Source organism: Alkalicoccus luteus (assembly GCF_012034335.1).
Lineage (GTDB): Bacteria > Bacillota > Bacilli > Bacillales > Salisediminibacteriaceae > Alkalicoccus > Alkalicoccus luteus_A.
On sequence record NZ_JAATHJ010000041.1, the window covers coordinates 1 to 16,372 of the forward strand.

The 16,372-nt window shown below is 45.9% G+C and carries 17 protein-coding genes and 1 tRNA gene; 9 read left to right on the top strand and 9 right to left on the bottom strand.

Annotation, left to right across the window (positions count from 1 at the left end; genetic code table 11):
* Positions 1-735: 735 nt before the first annotated feature.
* Together HCN83_RS16630 and HCN83_RS16635 are read right to left on the bottom strand one after the other, a co-directional pair.
* Positions 736-1,170, bottom strand: coding sequence for a GNAT family N-acetyltransferase (locus HCN83_RS16630; RefSeq protein ID WP_168009341.1), 435 nt, complete (start codon positions 1,168-1,170; stop codon positions 736-738).
* Positions 1,167-1,682: a YjcG family protein gene (locus tag HCN83_RS16635; protein ID WP_168009343.1), complete on the bottom strand. Its 516-nt coding sequence runs from the start codon at positions 1,680-1,682 to the stop codon at positions 1,167-1,169. The genes HCN83_RS16630 and HCN83_RS16635 overlap by 4 nt, the downstream gene beginning before the upstream one ends.
* Positions 1,683-1,845: 163 nt before the next feature.
* Between HCN83_RS16635 and HCN83_RS16640 the strand changes: the two genes are divergently transcribed.
* Both HCN83_RS16640 and HCN83_RS16645 read left to right on the top strand, forming a co-directional pair.
* Entirely contained in the window at positions 1,846-2,403 is a 558-nt protein-coding gene (locus tag HCN83_RS16640; RefSeq protein ID WP_168009345.1) for a phosphatidylglycerophosphatase A family protein, read from the top strand.
* Between the two features lie 409 nt (positions 2,404-2,812).
* Positions 2,813-2,887 (top strand) — tRNA-Val (locus tag HCN83_RS16645).
* Positions 2,888-3,039: 152 nt separating this feature from the next.
* Here HCN83_RS16645 and nfsA read toward each other — a convergent pair.
* The gene (nfsA, locus tag HCN83_RS16650) at positions 3,040-3,786 is read right to left on the bottom strand and encodes an oxygen-insensitive NADPH nitroreductase (protein WP_168009347.1); all 747 of its coding nucleotides are present in this window, start codon (positions 3,784-3,786) and stop codon (positions 3,040-3,042) included.
* Positions 3,787-4,187: 401 nt separating this feature from the next.
* Positions 4,188-4,847, bottom strand: a complete 660-nt coding sequence (locus HCN83_RS16655) for a potassium channel family protein (RefSeq protein ID WP_168009349.1) — start codon at positions 4,845-4,847, stop codon at positions 4,188-4,190.
* Positions 4,848-4,997: 150 nt separating this feature from the next.
* Here HCN83_RS16655 and HCN83_RS16660 point away from each other — a divergent pair, with 150 nt between their 5' ends.
* From HCN83_RS16660 to HCN83_RS16675, 4 genes are all read left to right on the top strand, one after another.
* A complete protein-coding gene (locus HCN83_RS16660) occupies positions 4,998-6,107 on the top strand; it encodes a mechanosensitive ion channel family protein (protein ID WP_246238287.1) in 1,110 nt (369 codons plus the stop codon).
* A 29-nt stretch (positions 6,108-6,136) separates the two neighbouring features.
* Positions 6,137-7,144, top strand: coding sequence for an HD domain-containing protein (locus HCN83_RS18805; protein WP_168009351.1), 1,008 nt, complete (start codon positions 6,137-6,139; stop codon positions 7,142-7,144).
* A 78-nt stretch (positions 7,145-7,222) separates the two neighbouring features.
* Positions 7,223-7,936 carry a 2,3,4,5-tetrahydropyridine-2,6-dicarboxylate N-acetyltransferase gene (gene dapD / locus HCN83_RS16670; protein ID WP_168009353.1) on the top strand — a complete coding sequence of 238 codons (714 nt, stop codon included), beginning with the start codon at positions 7,223-7,225 and terminating at the stop codon, positions 7,934-7,936.
* Position 7,937: 1 nt separating this feature from the next.
* Positions 7,938-9,062 carry an N-acetyldiaminopimelate deacetylase gene (locus HCN83_RS16675; RefSeq protein WP_168009355.1) on the top strand — a complete coding sequence of 375 codons (1,125 nt, stop codon included), beginning with the start codon at positions 7,938-7,940 and terminating at the stop codon, positions 9,060-9,062.
* 74 nt (positions 9,063-9,136) lie between these two features.
* Here HCN83_RS16675 and HCN83_RS16680 read toward each other — a convergent pair whose 3' ends face one another.
* Positions 9,137-9,985, bottom strand: a complete 849-nt coding sequence (locus tag HCN83_RS16680) for a mechanosensitive ion channel family protein (RefSeq protein WP_168009357.1) — start codon at positions 9,983-9,985, stop codon at positions 9,137-9,139.
* Between the two features lie 316 nt (positions 9,986-10,301).
* Here HCN83_RS16680 and HCN83_RS16685 point away from each other — a divergent pair, with 316 nt between their 5' ends.
* The gene (locus tag HCN83_RS16685) at positions 10,302-10,973 is read left to right on the top strand and encodes a potassium channel family protein (RefSeq protein WP_168009359.1); all 672 of its coding nucleotides are present in this window, start codon (positions 10,302-10,304) and stop codon (positions 10,971-10,973) included.
* A 148-nt stretch (positions 10,974-11,121) separates the two neighbouring features.
* Here the strand turns inward: HCN83_RS16685 and rnjA are convergent, their stop codons facing one another.
* From rnjA to HCN83_RS16705, 4 genes are all read right to left on the bottom strand, one after another.
* Positions 11,122-12,786 (bottom strand): ribonuclease J1, encoded by a 1,665-nt coding sequence (gene rnjA / locus HCN83_RS16690; RefSeq protein ID WP_168009361.1) that lies wholly within the window; start codon positions 12,784-12,786, stop codon positions 11,122-11,124.
* Positions 12,783-13,001, bottom strand: coding sequence for a DNA-dependent RNA polymerase subunit epsilon (locus HCN83_RS16695; protein WP_168009363.1), 219 nt, complete (start codon positions 12,999-13,001; stop codon positions 12,783-12,785). The genes rnjA and HCN83_RS16695 overlap by 4 nt, the downstream gene beginning before the upstream one ends.
* A gap of 320 nt (positions 13,002-13,321) precedes the next feature.
* On the bottom strand, positions 13,322-13,903 hold the full coding sequence (def, locus tag HCN83_RS16700) for a peptide deformylase (RefSeq protein WP_168009365.1): 582 nt from the start codon (positions 13,901-13,903) through the stop codon (positions 13,322-13,324).
* A 31-nt stretch (positions 13,904-13,934) separates the two neighbouring features.
* A complete protein-coding gene (locus tag HCN83_RS16705) occupies positions 13,935-14,141 on the bottom strand; it encodes a hypothetical protein (protein WP_168009367.1) in 207 nt (68 codons plus the stop codon).
* A 97-nt stretch (positions 14,142-14,238) separates the two neighbouring features.
* On the opposite strand from HCN83_RS16705, the gene HCN83_RS16710 reads away from it, so the two are divergent.
* Positions 14,239-14,889, top strand: coding sequence for a YkyA family protein (locus HCN83_RS16710; protein WP_168009369.1), 651 nt, complete (start codon positions 14,239-14,241; stop codon positions 14,887-14,889).
* A 389-nt stretch (positions 14,890-15,278) separates the two neighbouring features.
* Positions 15,279-16,370 carry a pyruvate dehydrogenase (acetyl-transferring) E1 component subunit alpha gene (gene pdhA, locus HCN83_RS16715; protein WP_168009371.1) on the top strand — a complete coding sequence of 364 codons (1,092 nt, stop codon included), beginning with the start codon at positions 15,279-15,281 and terminating at the stop codon, positions 16,368-16,370.
* Positions 16,371-16,372 lie beyond the last annotated feature (2 nt).

Here is a 16,372-nt window from a genome sequence, read left to right on the forward strand (position 1 = left end):
TCGTTTTACCGCAAGATGCATGACGCGCATCACTCAACTTATTGAACCGCCGTGTACGGACCCGTACGCACGGTGGTGTGAGAGGACGGAGGGATAATCCCTCCTCCTACTCGATTGTTGACAAAGTTAATTTATTTACATGTTTATTCATTTAGGTGCAGCCCTTCTTTGCGTATCGCCAGAAGCTTGCCGTGGGCTTGCCTTTAGCTATTTCTCAGTGGTGCCCCCTGCATGAAGGGAAGAAAGGCACGCAGGATGGCGCGGCTTCACTCGGTCGGACACAGGCTTCTCCTGAGAAGCCTTTAAGACCCAGTCCGGCTCCGCTCATGCGTTGATGCCGTTCGCAGATCTGAACGGCACTGAATCTTCAGACTGCGCTATTCCCATCGGCGTCCCTGGCGAATGCTGCGAAGGACTGGCACCACCAGTCCTGTAAGAAATCTCGCAAAGGGAACGTCCAATCACCACTATTGCACAAGCTCGCGCTAATTGAAAATAGGCGTTTTGCACGCTCTTCCAGCTGCCGAAATCGAAGGGCCTCGACTCCGAGAGGATCAGAAACGAGGCGAAGATCCAGCGCTTCCGACAGCAGGAGGAAGCGTTTAGCGTGTGCCTGTTCCCTCCGGAAAGCGTGGGCCCGAAGATACAGGCAGCTGCAACATGATTCACCTAAATCGACTTTGTCGAAATTCTAAAAGCCGCTCCCGGACTGAGAGCGGCTTTGCGATCGTGAATTTATTCAGTCAGCGTCTTTTCCATCTTGACATGAAGGATCCCTGCATCCATAAATGGTTCCTCGGAAACGATTTTGTAGCCGAGATTTTTATAAAAATCCTGAGCATGCGTCTGAGAATGAAGCAGCAGTTTCTGGAAGTTTTTCTCAATAGCTGCCTTCTCCATTTCTTTCATGATAGCAGCCCCGTGTCCTGACCCTCTGAGGTGACGTAGAACACAGACTCGCTCTACTTTCGCACCCTCTGAGACAGGTCGAAGACGGCCCGTACCGGCAGGCTTCTCATCTGCATACAAAATAAAGTGCAGGGAGACGTCTTCATGCTCATCTACTTCTCTCTCTGAAGGGACACCTTGTTCGACCACGAAAACGCTGTGACGGATGAGTCTGGTGTCAGCCAGCTCTTCATCCGTCACAGCAGGTTTGACGGTAATCATGAACGCCCGCCCAGAAGAAAGGTTTCGTGTACTGTCCATGTGCCGTTTTCAAGCTGATAAAGAAGCGAGAATCGGTCCACCATCTCTTCATGTTGAATGGACTCCAGCTTCAGCCGTCCGAAAACGTCTGAAAGCTCATCATAGTTCATTTCCTGTCCAATCGTAATGTGAGGCACGAATGGATGCTCCCGTTCCCGCTCCAGAGCACCTTCATTGAGCTTCTGCTGCAGATCACGAAGTTCTTCCGTTTCTGCTATTTTCATGTAGAGCGTATTGGTGACAGGATAAAAACTGCTGTATCGCAGTACTTCGAGCTTGAATGGCTCGGAACGCTCAGCTACATGGCGGACCTCTTTTACGAAATCGTCAAGCTCTGACTCTTTCATATCGAACGGATCTTTCAGTGTCAGGTGAGGCGGTACCATTGAATATTTTGTATCGTAGCGCTTGCGGTAGGAATTAGCAATATCCTGTAGTTTTTTTGATGGGAAAACAGCAATACCATATCTCATCGTCATCAGCCTCCTCAAATGCGTCATCTGCTGTATTCATCATAATATATTTTAAGTTCATTTACAAAAGCCGTTTGCATCAATCTGCCATTTTCTTTGGAAGCAGGAATTTCGGCTCATGGTGCGGAATATGTTAAGATCAGCAATATGAGGAGTGATACAGATGAGTAACCAACCTATTAAATCGCATGTGGTAGAAAAAGCAGCCCGTGAACTTTTAAAAGAGCGTGGTGTATCAATAGAAGAAATCGCTGACATCGTATATGAAATGCAGTCGAAGTACAGTGAGACGCTTACAAGAGAAGACTGTATTGAAAGCGTCGATGCTGTTCTGGAGAAACGGGAGATCCAACACGCAGTTCTTGTAGGAATCGAATTAGATAAGCTGGCAGAAAAAAACGAGCTTTCAGAGCCGCTTCAGTCCATCGTCGAGTCGGATGAGGGATTATTTGGCGTAGACGAAACAATTGCGATTGGGTCCGTTTTTGGGTATGGCAGCATCGCTGTTACTACTTTCGGTTATCTTGATAAAGAGAAAATCGGTATAATTAAGAAGCTTGATTCAAAATCCGGGGGCCAGGTTCATACGTTTCTTGATGATCTGGTTTGCAGTATTGCAGCGAACGCCTCGAGCAGACTCGCTCACCGGATAAGAGACCGTGAAGAGCATCTTGATCAGAAGGAAATTGAACACCGGGACCAAGAAGAACGAATGGCTTAATAAACTTTTACAGCATGCCGCCTAAGGCTCGCGTCTCAGGCGGCTTTTTCTGACAGAAAGGATTTGCTGCGGGGATGATTGTTATGCGGATAATTACATCCATCGGCAGCATGCAAGTTGAAGTAATGCGTCAGGGCATGCTATTATCTAACAGAAGCTAACAGCAGAGGTGAAAAAGATGGGTCCACGCTGGATATATTTCAAGCAAATTTTCCCTACAAAATTTCAAGCGAGCTGTACGAAAGCGAAAATTGAAGACAATTGGACAAATGGCTATGAGATCGGGCCTTTCGTGGAAATACGCCGCTTAAAAGATAATCGCTATGTAGTAAGATACACGTATGACGAATAAGTTATGGGTTGACGGATTAAATCTCCTGAGGTATAGTTTTAATTGTCGCCGAAACGGGTTCCGTTAGCTCAGCGGGAGAGCACTTGCTTGACAGGCAAGGGGTCACTGGTTCAAATCCAGTACGGAACACCATTTATACATACACAGACTGCTTGGTTCGATTAATCGAACCAGGCAGTCTTTTTTTTAGTTGATGAGTACACAGAAAACGAAACTTATCCTGCCTGTTTTCAGACAAAAAGAGCAGCGGAAGAATCACAATTCATTCCGGCTGCTAGTTCTATTTATCGGCGATTGTAGCCCTTATTCTCAAGAAATTGTTTCATATGCGGCCGCTTCACATCCTTTAACAATCCGCTTACCTGCTGCGTCCAGCGGTCCGATCTTGCCCCGGCAGTACGTTCCTCATAATATGCGGAAATGGTGTCGTTATAGGCACGAAGCTGTTCTGTATGTTTGTCCGGGGCAGGGTATGCATTTTCAAAATAAATTCCTTCGAGCGGCAGGCGGGGCTTTCGATCCGGCTCGGCTTCAGGAAAACCGACTGCTATTCCGAATAAAGGAATAACATAATCTGGCAATTGCAGCAGCTCGGAAACTTCTTCAATATTGTTTCGCAGCCCGCCGATATAACATATGCCAAGTCCCATAGATTCCGCTGCAATCGAACAGTTTTGTGCAGCAAGTGCTGCATCGGTAACAGCGACAATCATTTTTTCAGCCGATTCAATAGCTGGTATCACATCTGTTTGCTCCATCTCTCCCGCGTGAATGTGCCGGTGAAAGTCAGCGCAAAACACAAAAAAATGACCATTTTCAGCTACGTAGGGCTGATTACCGGCAAGCTGTGCCAGTTTTTCTTTTTTCGGTCGGTCGGTTACACCTATAATCGAATACGCTTGCACGAAACTTGAGGTTGATGCCATTTGCGCTGACTCCACAAGCGTGTGGATCACATCCCCAGACAGCGGTTCATCCTTTAACTTTCTGATCGAGCGATGGTTTTGTAAAAGTTCAATTGTTTCATTCATCTGCATCAGTCCTTTACATTTCAGTCGTTCATATTGTAGCATTTATGTGAACGTTAAACGAGAATGACGCAGTCAGCTGGAAAATATGTCATACTTGGGATAGCATCAGCCAAAGAGGTGTAACGAATGGAAATTGTCAAGAAAGTCATTATTTTAATTCTGCTTGCGGCATCAGGCGGTCTTGCGGTAACCTTCGCCGTGCTTTCAGTACTTGCTGTAATTGAAGCGCTTTAATAGAATTAGTGAACAAGGCCTGTGCCTAACCGCCTGTATCTGCAAAACAGTGCCGAAGATCAGTTAGTGATCTTCGGCACTGTTTTTATTTAATGAGCGGGGTAACAGCGGTCAGACGGTTCACTAGTGAATACTGCAGCCACTTTGTGTAAAGAGAACGATTAAGCTCAGCTCAGCTCACCTTCACGGAAGCGGCGCAGATCACGCTTATCCCCGATTAAGATCAGAATGTCACCTTCTTTGATCGGCTCCGCCGGGTCCGGGGTAACGTCCACCTGATGCTTTTGCTTCACTGCGATGACAGTGCAGCCGTAGCGCTTGCGGGGGTCAAGCTCAATCAGCGTCTTTCCGGCAACTTTTTTAGTAGCCAGCATTTCGATAATAGAGTAATCCGCCGAAAGATCAATGTAGTCCAGTACCGTATCGGAGGTTAAATAAGCAGCTATTCTGCTGCCCATTTCCTTCTCCGGATGAAATATTCGGTCGGCGCCTATTTTATCAAGCACTTTATGGTGATAGTCATTTTGAGCTTTAACCCACACGTTTGGTACGTTCTGATCCTTAACATGAAGCGTCGTTAAAATACTTGCCTGAATATCATCGCCAATTGCCACGATGACGTGGTCAAAGTTTCGGATGCCTATCTTTTCCAAAAAGGATTCATCTGTGCCGTTCCCAACAAATGTTTCTGTCGTAAATGATCTGGCCAGTGAGAGCTTTTTCTCATCTGTATCGATGGCAATTACTTCATGACCCATGTGAAAGAGCTCCCGGCAGATGCTGGAGCCGAAACGGCCCATCCCAATAATGGCAAACTGTTTTTTCATATAAGCATTCCTTCTTTACCGGTTGATGTCGTGATAGTATGTCAGTCCGTTTACAATCTGTTAACGAAAAGAGTATAGCATTTACAGGTTCCAGGTTACAAGGTAGACTAAGATAGATTAAAAGCAGATACGGCTTGGGGTGAAGATAAATTGGAAGATAATTTTCAGGAAATGCTGCCTGACGTAGTGGAAGATATTCAACAAGCCTTTACGTGGCAGGAGTTCGCTGTCGGTATTGCTATCTTTTTATTGTTTCTTTTGTTTCGAAAGGTATTTACGACCTATATTTTTAAATTTATTATTGCTGTTTCGAGAAAAGCGCCAATCGAAACGCTTACAAATGTACTGCTGGCGTTTGAGCGTCCGGTGCGGTCATTCTTTGTCTTCATAGGTTTATACGTTGCGTTTATTTATTACCCTATCGAAGGCGGCACAGAAGAGTTTATTAATCAGCTTTTCCGCACGTTGATCATCTTTCACGTTGCCTGGGGATTATTTAATTTGACGGCACCTGGATCATCAACGTTTAATCAGATCGGTCGTCGCTTTAAAATTCAGTATGACGATATTCTGCTTCCGTTTTTATCCAAGCTGATCCGTTTCGCGATTGTCGTAATGGCGCTCAGTATTATTGCTTCTGAGTGGAATTACAATGTAAGCGGGTTTGTTGCTGGTCTTGGGCTGGGCGGACTTGCATTTGCCCTGGCTGCCCAGGAATCATTGTCCAACTTCTTTGGCGGAGTTGTCATTATCACAGAGAAACCATTTAAAATGGGAGACTGGATTAAGACGCCGTCTGTAGAAGGATTTGTTGAAGATATTTCGTTTCGCTCGACGAAAGTTCGTACGTTTGAAGACTCCTTGATTACCGTCCCGAATTCGACGTTGGCAAATGAACCGATTGAGAACTGGACGGAGATGGGGAAAAGACAGATTACATTTGATATTGGTGTACACTTCGATACGCCATCGGCTAAAATTCGCGCAGCCGTCTCAGATATTGATGCCTACTTGAACCGGCATACGGATATCGACGACGAACTGATTATCGTCAAATTCAATGGCTTTGGCGACAGCAGTTTGAATTTATTTCTCTACTTCTTCACAAAACCGACCGGTTGGGTGGACCATTTGAATATTCGAGAAGAAGTGAATTTTGGTGTGCTGGACATTTTGGAACAGCACGGTGTACAGATTGCGTATCCAACTCAGACGGTCCACCTTCAACATTCGTCTGAAAAAGCCGATATACACTCCTAGAAGGAACGCAGAAAGGGAGTGGCGAACAGGTGAGATACACAACCCTTGAACATGCGGGAAATGGAGAAAAGTTAGCTCGGCATATATTCTCAGGTGATGGAAGAATCCTTTTAAGCAAGGGTGTTCCCCTAACGGTTGGACTCATTTCCAAACTAAGAGACATGGGAGTAAGGGGCGTTTATATCGAAGACAGCCGTTTTGCCGACATTCCTCAGGAAGAACTCGAATCTGAGACGACGAAGCGGAAGATCATGGAAGCAATGGCTGCTGCAGGACCGCTCCTGTCAGGGAGCACGCTTCATGATTATCGAGATTTGTCAGAGTCTGCGGAAAGCCTGATCGAGGAAATTATTGCTAACAAGGATGTGCTGGCATCGATCACTGATATCCGCTCAGCCGATAACGAGCTGTTTCTGCATATGCTGAACGTAGCGATGATTTCCATTCTGATCGGTGTTCATATGAAACTGGACAGAGGAAAACTGAAAGAATTGGCTGTAGGGGCTTTATTACATGATGCTGGGAAGCTGGAGCCTTCCGTAACGGAGCAGGATGATAAGAATCATCACGCTTGGATTGGATTTAACCTTCTCCGAAAAGCATCCGGTGTCAGCACCCTGTCTGCTCATATTGCGCTTGCACACCATGAGCATCCTGATGGCTCAGGCAAACCGAGAGGGTTAGTCAGCAAAGATATTCATCTGCTTGCTAAAATTGTTTCATGTGCAAACAGGTTTGACCGGCTTCATTCTAGCGGTGAGCTTCCGCATACAGCATGTGAGACCATTATGGCACTCAGTGGAACGGAGCTCGACCATGCAGTTGTCTGGCGCTTTATGAGAGCGGTCGCGTTTTATCCAAACGGAACGCAGGTCAAACTATCAAACGGTTCCACAGGAATGATTACCCGCCAGCATGCCGGTCTCCCGCAGCGGCCGGTTATCCGGCTCCTTGAAAAGAGTGGCAGTGAACTAAGCTATGAAGAAGTAGATCTGGCAGAACATACCACTTTGTTTATTGAAAGGGTATTCTCATAAACACTAACGATTGCAATCAGCTCATTTTCTTACTATGATAGTAAGGTATGAACTATAGTCTGAAGGAGGAACTATCTCATGAAACAAATGGATGCAAATGAAATTATTCAGTATATTTCCGACGCTGAAAAGTCAACCCCTGTAAAAGTACATATTAAAGGTGAACTCGATGGTATCGATTTCGGGAGCAAGACGAAATCGTTTATCACGAATGGTACAGGCGTGCTGTTTGGCGAGTGGTCAGAAATTCAGGAAGTACTGAAACAGCACGATGATAAAATCGAAGATGCAGTTGTTGAGAATGACCGTCGCAATTCAGCGATCCCGCTTCTGGATATGAAAAACATTCATGCCCGTATCGAACCAGGTGCGTTAATTCGTGAACAAGTGGAAATCGGTGATTCAGCTGTCATTATGATGGGCGCTTCCATTAACATTGGCTCGGTCGTCGGTGAAGGAACAATGATCGATATGAACGCTGTTCTTGGAGGCCGGGCGACAGTAGGGAAAAATTGCCACGTTGGAGCCGGTGCTGTTCTTGCCGGCGTTATTGAACCGCCATCTGCAAAACCTGTAGTGGTTGAGGATGGTGTTGTTATTGGTGCAAACGCCGTCGTGCTTGAAGGTGTGACAGTCGGTGAGGGAGCAGTCGTAGCCGCAGGCGCAATTGTCACAGAAGATGTTCCGGCAAACACTGTAGTGGCAGGAACACCCGCTAAAGTGATTAAAGAAATTGATGACAAAACAAAAGGCAAGACAGAAATCAAGCAGGAATTAAGGAAACTGAAGTAACATGGATAAGCTTCGTTTTACAGAGCGCCTGGCGGACCGTCGCCGGGCGCTTCATCAAATTCCGGAGCCGGGTTTTCAGGAAGTAAAAACCCAGCAGTTTCTGCTCGATATTTTTAAGCAGCTTCCTGATGCAGAAGTACACACGTGGGAAACCGGTATCGTTGTTTTTATTCCCGGTACTGAAGGCGCGCGCACAATCGGATGGCGTTCGGATATGGACGGGCTTCCAATTACAGAGGAAACCGGTCTCCCGTTTGCATCTAAGCATGAGGGGATGATGCATGCCTGCGGTCATGATATGCATATGACAATTGGCAGCACTCTCGTAGAATACTTTGCTGCAAACAAGCCGGCTTCTAATCTGGTCTTCTTTTTTCAGCCTGCTGAAGAAGGGCCAGGCGGCGCAGAGCCAATGCTGAAATCGGAGCTGTTTGAACGGTTTCGGCCGGATGAAATGTATGCGCTGCACATTGCCCCTGAATACAGGGCGGGCACCGTAGCAGTAAAGCCGGGAATCCTTTTTGCCAATACCAGTGAGCTGTTTATTGATCTGTGGGGAAAAGGCGGTCACGCTGCATTTCCAGATCAGACGGAGGATATGGTAGTGGCTGCAGGACATCTCGTGACGCAGCTGCAGACAGTCGTATCACGAAATGTGGATCCGCTGGATGCAGCAGTTGTGACGATCGGTAAAATGGAGGCTGGCACGAAACAAAACATCATTGCTGGTCACGCCAGGCTGGAAGGAACGATCCGAACCCTGTCACAGGCAGCGATGCAGGAAGTGAAGGGGAGAGTCGAAAGTCTTGCTGCGGGCATTGAAGCGGCATTCAGATGCAGGGCTGTGATAGATTATGGAGCAAACTACATGCAAGTTTACAATGATGAAAAGCTGACAGCAGAATTTATGACGGCGGCCCGTTCTCATGAAGCAGTAACGTTAGTCGAGTGCGGAAAAGCAATGACTGGGGAAGATTTCGGTTATTTCCTGGAAGAAGTTCCTGGTGTTATGTTTTGGCTGGGAGTCAATAGCGAGCATGGTCTCCATTCCAGTATGCTTGACCCGGACGAGTCTGCAATGGAGCCGGCTGTTAACTGGCTCATCAGCTGGCTGGGCTCTCGATAGCCTGCTTGTTTACAGAACAAGAAGCAGATAAAACCCCGCGCCATTTAAAAGGCGCGGGGTTTCGTCCTGGATTATCAGCCGGTTACCTGATCACCTTTATAAAGATTAACCTGATGTGGGAAAGGAATTTCGATTCCATTTTCATCAAGAGCTTCTCTGAGTGCTTTACGCAGCTTGCGCTCCACAGCCCATTGCTCCATGTTGACCGTTTTACCTAAAATGCGGATGACGACATCGCTGTCACCGAGACTTTGCACGCCGAGCACGTCAGGACCTTCGACAATCGCTTCTTCTTCGGCAGCGATTCGGTCACATACTGCTTGCATAACGCGGACAGCTTCATCAATATTATCGTCGTAGCTGATACTGATATCCACAATAGCCTGCATATTTGATCGAGAGTGATTACTGAGGCTGCCGATCTCGCGGTTGGGAATAAAGTGAACGGTCCCGTCAAATCCACGAACTTTTGTTGTACGCAGGCCGACTTCTTCTACTACGCCGTCCATACCTGCGATTGTCACATACTCACCGACATCGATCTGGCGCTCTAAAAGAATGAAAAAGCCCGTTACAATGTCAGATACGAGTCCCTGGGCTCCAAAGCCGATAGCTAGACCGATAATACCTGCACCTGCTATCAAGGCAGTGACATCATATTCAAAGATACCTACGATAAGCGTAATTAAAATGAAAATCAAAATATAGGAAAACACATTCAATGCGAGCTTTTCGAGCGTCTGGGTCCGCGCTTCTGAAATATTGCGCTGGGCACTCATCTTGGCAAAGCCGGATGTAATGAGCCTTCTTCCGACTGCTCTGGCAATAAAGAAAACGATTAAAATACCGATGAGCTGCATGCCTACAGTTAACGCCTTCGTCATGATTGCTTCCCAGTCAATAGCAGTAATCCATTCTGGCATAAAACAAAACTCCTTTTCAACAGTGAAATGAATACCTTTATGAGTTTACCATATCTGAGAATTCGGTCAAACCAGTGTGCTGAACTTGTTTACTCCACCACCGGTCCGAAAGAGATCTTCATGACGCTGCGTCATTCTTCTGATAAAAATGAGAATGAAAACACTGGAAGGGCAGCTTTAAGGGCAATGTGCAGCTGGCGATGTTTCTTTTTCTGAAAAGTGTCTAAAAATCGTTACTTTCCTTACTTCCGCTGATTGAACTGTGATTTTCAGTCAGGTATGATAAGAACGTAATAGAGAGGAGTCTACTGATTGTATGAAAAAACAATTCGCTGTAATCGGACTGGGACGCTTTGGCAGCAGTATCGTAAAAGAGCTGGTTGACCAGGGGATGCAGGTTCTCGCAGTCGACATAAACGAAGACAAGGTAAATGAGTTTGCAGGCATCGCAACACATGCTGCGATTGCTGATACGACGGATGAGAATACGCTGAGGAGTCTGGGGATCCGCAATTTTGATCACGTGATAGTGGCAATCGGAGACAATATTCAGTCCAGTATCTTAACGACTTTGATGCTAGTGGAGATTGGGGTGTCCCATATTACCGTGAAGGCGCAGAACGACTATCATGAAAAAGTGCTAAATAAAATCGGTGCTGATAAAGTCGTTCATCCTGAGCGAGACATGGGAATCCGCATCGCCCACAATATTGTCTCAAAAAATGTGCTGGACTATCTGGAATTATCAGATGAGTACTCTATTGTAGAGCTCCAGGCAGGTCCGCAGGTGCATGGTAAAACGCTGATTGAGCTGGACGTCCGTGCAGCATACGGGTGCAACGTGATGGCTGTAAAGCGAGGAGACGATATTCATGTGTCTCCGGCAGCTGACGAAGCACTTTACACAGGCGACGTTATTATTGTCATCGGAGCGGATCGGGATATTACCCGGATGGAGCTGGATTTGTTCGATGATGATACAGCCTGAGAGAGATCCTTACACAAATAAGCAGCGGCGTGAATCGGAAATCGATTCACGCCGCTGCTTAATTTATACCTGACACAAACAGAAATCACTGCCTCAGTAAACAGATGTTGCGATAAGCAGCTTATTCGAATAACTCGAATGATTATACTTAAACTTCCATAATGATTGGCAAAATCATAGGCTTTCTTTTCGTTCGCTCATACAAAAATGGGCCGAGCGTATCTGAGATGGAATTTTTGATTTCAGACCATTGCGTTGTTTTTGAGCTCATCATATGCTGCAGGTGTCCGTGCAGCTTACGCTGTGCTTCATTAATTAAATCTCCGGATTCTCTCATGTAGACGAAGCCTCTCGAGATAATATCCGGACCGGAGGCAATTTTATGGTTTTTCATGTTCAGGCTCACTACCACAACTACAAGCCCTTCTTCTGAAAGGATACGGCGGTCACGCAGTACAATGTTGCCAATATCGCCGATTCCGTTTCCGTCTACATAAACCGCTCCAGCCGGTACTTTTCCAGCAGGACCAGCTTCTTCTTTATCGAGTGCAAGTACGTCACCTTTATCCATAACGAAACAATTCTCTTCAGGCACTCCGCAATCCTGAGCCATTTCGGCGTGCTTCTTCAGCATGCGGTATTCACCGTGGATCGGCATAAAATACTTAGGGTTCATCAGGCGAATCATTAGTTTTTGCTCTTCCTGACTGCCGTGACCCGACGTGTGAATATCATTTAAAGACCCATGAATCACTTCTGCGCCTGCACGAAAAAGCTGGTCAATGATTTTATTCACGCTGAGCGTATTTCCTGGAATTGGCGAAGATGAAAAAATAACGGTATCTCCAGGGATAACCTGAATCTGGCGATGGGTGCCGTGAGCAATACGGGAAAGTGCCGCCATCGGCTCGCCTTGGCTTCCTGTACACAGGATAAGGACTTGATCCGCAGGAATTTTATTCAATTGAGACGAATCAATAAACGTGCTTTCCGGCGCTTTGATATAGCCTAGCTCACGGCCGACACGAATCGAATTCTCCATGCTTCTTCCGAATACAGCAACTTTCCGTCTGTACTTCACCGCCGATTCAACAGCCTGCTGTAAACGGTAAATGTTAGAGGCAAAAGTCGCAAAGATTATTCGTCCATCTACTTTTCTGAAGATCGATTCTATACTCTCGCCGACTTTGCGTTCCGACATTGTAAAGCCAGGAACCTCTGCGTTCGTACTGTCAGACAGCAGGCATAACACGCCTTCTTCACCAATTTTAGCCATTTTAGAAAGGTTAGCTGGTTCGCCGACAGGGGTAAAGTCGAACTTGAAGTCTCCTGTTTGAACAATATTTCCAGAAGGTGTTTTGACAACAACTCCGTAGGCGTCCGGAATACTGTGCGTCGTCTGAAAGAACGAAACCGACGTTTTCTGAAATTTAATAACGGTATCTTCGTTAATTTCATGCAGCTCGGCTGTTCGCAGAAGACGATGCTCTTCCAGCTTGTTTCGAATCAGGGCAAGTGCAAGCTTCCCGCCGTAAATTGGTACATTGACCGCTTTTAAGAGGTAAGGAACACCGCCGATATGGTCTTCGTGACCGTGCGTGATGAAAACCCCTTTAATTTTATCTGCGTTTTTAACAAGGTACGTATAATCGGGAATGACGTAGTCAATGCCGAGTAATTCATCTTCAGGAAACATGATGCCGGAATCTATCACAATAATTTCGTCCTGAAACTGTACCGCATACATATTCTTGCCAATCTCTCCCAGACCCCCGAGGGAGAAGACAGCAACCTGGTGATTTTTTACTTTCATTTGTTTAATGACTCCACGGTGAAGTCTTCATTGGATTCTTTTTCGTAGGCCAATGCTTTGTCGGATAAGGGGGTCACAAATTCAATATTATATCCTCGGTCTTTTAAGCCTTTTCGGACTTCTTCCTCCGTTTCGGCTTCCGCATAGAGCGAATTCGTGCGTTCGCGCACTGGTACTTCTGCAAGTGTATCCTGGAAAAATACTTTGAAAATCATACATTTCTCTCCTTTAGTGTAAATTATTTACTGAGTAGTTAAACAGGTTGTAAAAGTCCGTCTGTGTTTCAAGCTGAGATCTGTTCATAAAGACAGGCAAAGACACATATTACATGTGCTTCCGGCTGATTTGCCTATCCTGAAACAGTATCAGTATTGAAAACCGTTCTCTCCACCTTTTTCATATTTTATACGTAAACACGGTGTTATTCAAGGTTGACGTTCATTTCTTCATATGCGTTGACACAGTTAACGACTGTATTTGCCCAAAAAAAGCTCCGCGCAGGGTGAACGCCTGGCGGAGGACTTACGTCGTTGATTTACAAAATTATCTCTTCTTCACTCCGGTGAATAATAGATCTGGAGGGAAGGGGCTGTTTGTAATCTCCTTCATAATCTTCGATACGGTCGTAAAACATAATCCCGTCTAAGTGGTCCAGCTCATGCTGAACGACTATTGCTTCGTAACCACGGAAACGAAACCGTTGTTTTTCTCCATGTTGATCGTATGCTTCAACTTTAATTCGGGCATAACGCGGAACGATGCCTTCTACGTCACGATCAACGGAGAGACATCCTTCACCGGATTCGAGATAAGCTGTTTCAGTCGAATGACTGATAATTTTTGGATTAAACAGAGCAAATTCCCGGGGCTCATCATTTTCATCAGCTGTCCGAGTGACCATCATTCGCTTCGAAACGTTAATCTGGGGTGCAGCCAGACCCACTCCGGCACGCAGCCCGTATTTTTCTGCTGTCTCCGGGTCCTGGCTGTTTTGCAGGAATTCCATCATTGCCTTCAAAATATTCTGATCCTCTTTGGAAGGCGGCATAATTACTTCTTCAGCTCTTTCTCTGAGCGCAGGATGCCCTTCACGGATAATATCATCCATCGTTATCATAAAAACTGCTCCTCCTTCAATCTCATCTTTTCTAAATATAGAGCTTCTGACTCTTCTTTTCAATAGTCACCGCCCCTTCAGTATATAGAAAGTAATCGGTGCAGGCGGATTGAAGAATGCTGTTCCCCTGAAGTCTTAATGGGGTATCAAATGCAGAAGCGGTTCTCCCTTGGTTACACAGAAGCAGTTCAGTAAAAGCTTGAAACAATGTTGCCGGCTGCTGAATGGCGATGATCATACAGATAAAGACTGCGTTTTTAAGAAATAGATACTTGTAATCTATTGGCAACTAAGGTAATTTTGATAGGGATGATTTATTTTTAGGAGGGCTTCGTTTGACAGGATATAAATTGACCGGTCTGGCTTGCCTGGTGGCAGTAACAGCAGCATGCTCAGGAGAAAATGCCGCAGAACAGATATTTGAAGAATGGGAAGCAGCCGTTCAGATTGAACAGGATATTGCTGAGGTTCAGGATCCGCTTGCAGAAAGAGAAGAGCAGGAGAATGAGCTGTACGAAGAAATGCTGACCCTGAATGAGACGGAAGAAATTGAGCCGCTCTCAGAGGAGGCAATCAGTTCAGCTGAGGAGCGCCGGGAGCTGATGGAAGAAGAACGTTCCATTATTGATGAAGCTTATGAGCAGTTCCAGGAAGGCTCTGATCACATAGGGAATCTCGAAGAAGAAGAACAGGAAGCTGCCAATGAAGTGACAGAGCTGATGGATGAACGTTACGGGGCTTATACAGAGCTTTACGATACATACATGCAGTCTGTTGATGAAGATATGGAGCTGTTCAGTATAATCGCCAATGAGGAAATTGAAATGGAAGAACTGCAGCAGCAGCATGAAACTGTCAATGGATTATATAGCGAAATTGCAGAGCGAAACGAGTCGTTTAACAATGCGACTGAGCAGTTTAACGATGCAAAGATGAACTTCTATGAAATCAGCGAGCTTCAGGTCGAAGCCGGCGAGGCGTCCTGATTTCTAATATTGATTACGGTTACTTTCCGGATGAACATGTCCGGAAAGTTTTTTTATTTACTGTTAACGGTTAACAGAAAAGGGTAGCGGGTATAGTTTTCAGGTAAAGGTGGATCAGTGCGCATCGTTGGAATATAACAGGCGAAAGATTAGAATAATACAGTCTCAGTTGACATTGTGAAGCGATGTACAGAGTCAGTTGATTCCTGATCGTTACACAGCAAGGGTTAAAGTCGTTGACGAATCTATTTTCATTCGTGTAAACTATGAGTTGTGAAAGCAAGTTGTACTACTTTTCGTTTAAAGATAGTTGTTACAGAGCCGAGGCAGCTGTTAGGGATGCAAACCGCTGCAGACGGCTAAATAATAAAAATGGGGTGAACCTTTTCATGAAGAAAACGAAAGAGCTTCAGAAAGTTGAAGATCAGTTTGAAATGTTTCAGATTCTCGATGAGAAAGGGAAGGTAGTTAATAAAGATGCAATGCCTGAGCTTTCTGACGAAGAATTGAAGGAAATGATGACCCGTATGGTTTACACACGTATCTGGGATCAACGTGCTATTTCATTAAACCGCCAAGGGCGACTTGGATTCTATGCACCAGTGGCGGGTCAGGAAGCTTCCATGATCGGATCTCAGTTTGCACTGGATGAAAAGGACTGGATTCTGCCGGGATACCGGGATATTCCACAGATTTATTATCACGGTCTTCCACTGCATCAGGCATTCCTGTGGTCACGCGGCCACTTCAAGGGCGGCCAGGTTCCTGAAGGCGTTCGTATCATGCTCCCGCAGATTATTATCGGCGCACAGATTACTCAGACAGCCGGCGTAGCTATGGGACTTCAAAAAGATGGTGAGAAGCAGATCGCCATCACGTACACAGGAGACGGCGGAGCTTCTCAGGGTGATTTTTATGAAGGAATGAACTTCGCAGGTGCATACAATCTGCCTGCTGTATTTATCGTTCAAAATAACCGCTTTGCTATTTCTGTTCCGGTTGAAAAACAGTCTGCAGCGAAGACGATCGCACAGAAAGCAGTTGCTGCCGGTATTCACGGCGAACAAGTTGACGGCATGGACATTCTTGCCGTTTATGCAGCCACACAAAAAGCGCGTGAACGCGGAGTTGAGGGCGAAGGTCCGACACTTCTTGAATTTCTCACGTATCGCTACGGCCCGCATACAATGGCAGGGGATGATCCGACTCGATACCGTACGTCCGAAGAAGACGATGAGTGGGAGAAAAAAGATCCACTCGTTCGTTTCCGCAAATTTCTTGAAGATAAGAAGCTGTGGAGCGAAGACGAAGAAGAAAAAATCGTAGAGCAGGCGAAGGAAGACATTAAGGCTGCTATCAAAGAAGCAGACGGCACTGCTAAGCAGAAAGTAACAGACCTGATTGATATCACGTTCTCTGATGAAGAACCTACGAACCTGCAGGAGCAGCGCGAATACTACGAGAAAAAGGAGTCGAAGTAAGC

Coding starts and splice junctions, on each gene's coding strand:
- rnjA (WP_168009361.1), bottom strand. CDS start 12,786: ATGAAAGTAAAAAATCACCAGGTTGCTGTCTTCTCCCTCGGGGGTCTG.
- HCN83_RS16675 (WP_168009355.1), top strand. CDS start 7,938: ATGGATAAGCTTCGTTTTACAGAGCGCCTGGCGGACCGTCGCCGGGCG.
- HCN83_RS16655 (WP_168009349.1), bottom strand. CDS start 4,847: ATGAAAAAACAGTTTGCCATTATTGGGATGGGCCGTTTCGGCTCCAGC.
- HCN83_RS16630 (WP_168009341.1), bottom strand. CDS start 1,170: ATGATTACCGTCAAACCTGCTGTGACGGATGAAGAGCTGGCTGACACC.
- HCN83_RS16635 (WP_168009343.1), bottom strand. CDS start 1,682: ATGAGATATGGTATTGCTGTTTTCCCATCAAAAAAACTACAGGATATT.
- nfsA (WP_168009347.1), bottom strand. CDS start 3,786: ATGAATGAAACAATTGAACTTTTACAAAACCATCGCTCGATCAGAAAG.
- pdhA (WP_168009371.1), top strand. CDS start 15,279: ATGAAGAAAACGAAAGAGCTTCAGAAAGTTGAAGATCAGTTTGAAATG.
- def (WP_168009365.1), bottom strand. CDS start 13,903: ATGATAACGATGGATGATATTATCCGTGAAGGGCATCCTGCGCTCAGA.
- HCN83_RS16680 (WP_168009357.1), bottom strand. CDS start 9,985: ATGCCAGAATGGATTACTGCTATTGACTGGGAAGCAATCATGACGAAG.
- HCN83_RS16695 (WP_168009363.1), bottom strand. CDS start 13,001: ATGATTTTCAAAGTATTTTTCCAGGATACACTTGCAGAAGTACCAGTG.
- HCN83_RS16705 (WP_168009367.1), bottom strand. CDS start 14,141: ATGATCATCGCCATTCAGCAGCCGGCAACATTGTTTCAAGCTTTTACT.
- HCN83_RS16640 (WP_168009345.1), top strand. CDS start 1,846: ATGAGTAACCAACCTATTAAATCGCATGTGGTAGAAAAAGCAGCCCGT.
- dapD (WP_168009353.1), top strand. CDS start 7,223: ATGAAACAAATGGATGCAAATGAAATTATTCAGTATATTTCCGACGCT.
- HCN83_RS16685 (WP_168009359.1), top strand. CDS start 10,302: ATGAAAAAACAATTCGCTGTAATCGGACTGGGACGCTTTGGCAGCAGT.